The 2,314-nt window shown below is 48.1% G+C and carries 2 protein-coding genes and 9 tRNA genes; 10 read left to right on the top strand and 1 reads right to left on the bottom strand.

Going from position 1 to position 2,314, the window contains the following annotated elements; all coding sequences use genetic code 11:
* Nucleotides 1-3 precede the first annotated feature (3 nt).
* The 9 genes from AC1DWB_RS33755 (at nucleotide 4) to AC1DWB_RS33715 (ending at nucleotide 836) form a co-directional block, all read left to right on the top strand.
* Nucleotides 4-89, top strand: a tRNA-Tyr gene (locus AC1DWB_RS33755).
* Nucleotides 90-97: 8 nt separating this feature from the next.
* Nucleotides 98-171, top strand: a tRNA-Trp gene (locus AC1DWB_RS33750).
* Nucleotides 172-185: 14 nt separating this feature from the next.
* A tRNA-His gene (locus AC1DWB_RS33745) sits at nucleotides 186-261 on the top strand.
* 13 nt (nucleotides 262-274) lie between these two features.
* Nucleotides 275-346, top strand: a tRNA-Gln gene (locus AC1DWB_RS33740).
* A gap of 28 nt (nucleotides 347-374) precedes the next feature.
* Nucleotides 375-449: transfer RNA gene (locus tag AC1DWB_RS33735), tRNA-Gly, on the top strand.
* 7 nt (nucleotides 450-456) lie between these two features.
* A tRNA-Cys gene (locus AC1DWB_RS33730) sits at nucleotides 457-530 on the top strand.
* 9 nt (nucleotides 531-539) lie between these two features.
* Nucleotides 540-628 (top strand) — tRNA-Leu (locus AC1DWB_RS33725).
* A gap of 20 nt (nucleotides 629-648) precedes the next feature.
* A tRNA-Arg gene (locus tag AC1DWB_RS33720) sits at nucleotides 649-725 on the top strand.
* A 31-nt stretch (nucleotides 726-756) separates the two neighbouring features.
* A tRNA-Leu gene (locus AC1DWB_RS33715) sits at nucleotides 757-836 on the top strand.
* 42 nt (nucleotides 837-878) lie between these two features.
* Here AC1DWB_RS33715 and AC1DWB_RS33710 read toward each other — a convergent pair.
* Nucleotides 879-1,085: a hypothetical protein gene (locus AC1DWB_RS33710; RefSeq protein WP_477545450.1), complete on the bottom strand. Its 207-nt coding sequence runs from the start codon at nucleotides 1,083-1,085 to the stop codon at nucleotides 879-881.
* Between the two features lie 203 nt (nucleotides 1,086-1,288).
* Between AC1DWB_RS33710 and AC1DWB_RS33705 the strand changes: the two genes are divergently transcribed.
* Nucleotides 1,289-2,311, top strand: coding sequence for a LacI family DNA-binding transcriptional regulator (locus AC1DWB_RS33705; RefSeq protein WP_477545449.1), 1,023 nt, complete (start codon nucleotides 1,289-1,291; stop codon nucleotides 2,309-2,311).
* Nucleotides 2,312-2,314 lie beyond the last annotated feature (3 nt).

Here is a 2,314-nt window from a genome sequence, read left to right as displayed (position 1 = left end):
CATGGAGGATTAGCGAAGTGGCCAAACGCAGCAGACTGTAAATCTGTTCTCTGACGAGTTCGGTGGTTCGAATCCATCATCCTCCACCATTTATTTTAGGGGCATAGTTTAAAGGTAGAACAAAGGTCTCCAAAACCTTTGGTGTGGGTTCAATTCCTGCTGCCCCTGCCAGATAAGAAGATATGGCGGTCGTGGCGAAGGGGTTAACGCACCGGTTTGTGGATCCGGCATTCGCGGGTTCAAGTCCCGTCGATCGCCCCATAACTTCTCATATTGGGGATTAGCCAAGCGGTAAGGCAACGGACTTTGACTCCGTCATCCCTAGGTTCGAATCCTAGATCCCCAGTATTTCTTTCTGGGAGATAATTTTATATGCGGACGTGGCTCAGTGGTAGAGCATCGCCTTGCCAAGGCGAGGGTCGCGAGTTCGAATCTCGTCGTCCGCTCCATTTATTTGGCGCCATAGCCAAGTGGTAAGGCAGAGCTCTGCAAAAGCTCTACCCCCAGTTCGAGTCTGGGTGGCGCCTCCATGTAACTTCGCCGGAGTGGCGGAATCGGCAGACGCACAGGACTTAAAATCCTGCGGTGGGTGACCACCGTACCAGTTCAAGTCTGGTCTTCGGCACCATGTTTTACCAAAGTTCATATGTGCCCTTAGCTCAGCCGGATAGAGCGTTTGACTACGAATCAAAAGGTCAGGAGTTCGAATCTCTTAGGGCACGCCATTTAATCCTCACAGGATTAATTACTAACTAAGCCGGTGTGGCGGAATTGGCAGACGCGCGCGACTCAAAATCGTGAGGGAAACCGTGGGGGTTCGAGTCCCTTCACCGGCACTACAAAATGTAAAACAAAACGCTGATTGTACTTATGTACAGTCAGCGTTTTGTTTTATTATTTCTAAGTCCAATGACAGCCACTAGAATGAAATACACCGGGAACCAGACAAGACCGAGGAATGTAATAGCTACAACAAGAGAAAGTCGTTCACTTTCTCGAATTTCATCGAAGTTAGTGTATCCGTATAACAGATATAGCAACCATCCAATCACTGCAATATACCCCATGAGATTCAGTTGTTTCATACATCATCCTCCATATTGAAAGGGGTACTGGTCCTTCTTTCAATATAACTGTATCCTGGGGTCACCTTCAAGCAGCATCACTCTCAACGAGTCCTATTCGATGCTAGATGGCGTAAGTAGGACTTTTTTTATTTTAACCAAACATAAAATGAACATTGACCCATATTGATAAATCGTATTATCATGAACCTGGAGGGGTTGCCATGGTGAAGGTTACCAGCAAAGATGTAGCGAGAAAAGCAGGTGTATCTCCTAGCGTCGTTTCTGCAGTACTGAATGGAACCAAGGGGATCCGCATTAGCTCTGCGAGAAGAAAAGCAGTGCTTGCGGTTATTGAAGAAATGAACTATAAGGTAGATGCGCAGGCTAGAGGATTAAGACTAGGTCGAACGCATTGTATAGCGGTGACTGGACATCTGCAAACCCCGTTCCTGTTCCAGATGATGAAGGGTGCTCAGATGGCATGCTGGGAACACGGCTACCATCTCATACTGTACGGCTCGGAGCATAGCGAAGTTGGTCGTGGCGGTATTCTTGACCTGTACGCTGAACGTCGAATTGACGGTATCCTGACACAGGACAACACGAGCTACAACGATGCCCGATGGGCGAGCCAGATCATGGAACGAGGCATTCCGTATGTTTCCTTAGAAGGTTATCCCGAGACTCGGTCGGTGACATCCATAATGACGGATTATGCGTACAGTATAGAACTTGCCTTGGACCACATGTATGCGAAATCACGGGTAGCTCCTGTGTATCTGGAAATATACATGGGACCGTCCTATAACCCCAATTGGGGAGACGTGCAAAGATTACAAGCTTATAAGAACTGGATGATTGCTCATAAATTCGAGCCTCTCGTGATCAGCAGGGAGGAGTCATCTTGGCAGGAAGAGCGTTCCCGGTGGCTGCACTGGCTTTCCATGCAAACGCTTCCACTCTCCATCTTGTCTAATTGGTCAAGGGGAGCCGTGCAAGTGTATCGAGCTGCATACGAATTGAATTTACTCGTTGGCAAGCAAGTGTTCGTAATGGCGGCCGACAATACGGAGGGAGTCAACGAGCATCTCGTTCCATCTCTGAGTTCGATAGAAGTACCATACGCGGAGATGGGGTACGCCGCAGCAGTCAGATTGATTGATTACATTGAAGGGAAGAGAGATAGATCCGAACGATCGCAGATCATACTGTCCCCTAAGTTGATAATGGGTGAAAGTGTGTAAGAC

It is taken from the genome of Paenibacillus sp. P4_E11 (assembly GCF_056401635.1).
The sequence above is the reverse complement of the archived record's forward strand: the minus strand, read 5'-3'. Positions and strand labels throughout refer to the sequence as shown.

What these genes read in the sequence shown, in the direction of transcription:
- AC1DWB_RS33710 (WP_477545450.1), bottom strand. Translation starts at nt 1,085, where the DNA reads ATGAAACAACTGAATCTCATGGGGTATATTGCAGTGATTGGATGGTTG.
- AC1DWB_RS33705 (WP_477545449.1), top strand. Translation starts at nt 1,289, where the DNA reads ATGGTGAAGGTTACCAGCAAAGATGTAGCGAGAAAAGCAGGTGTATCT.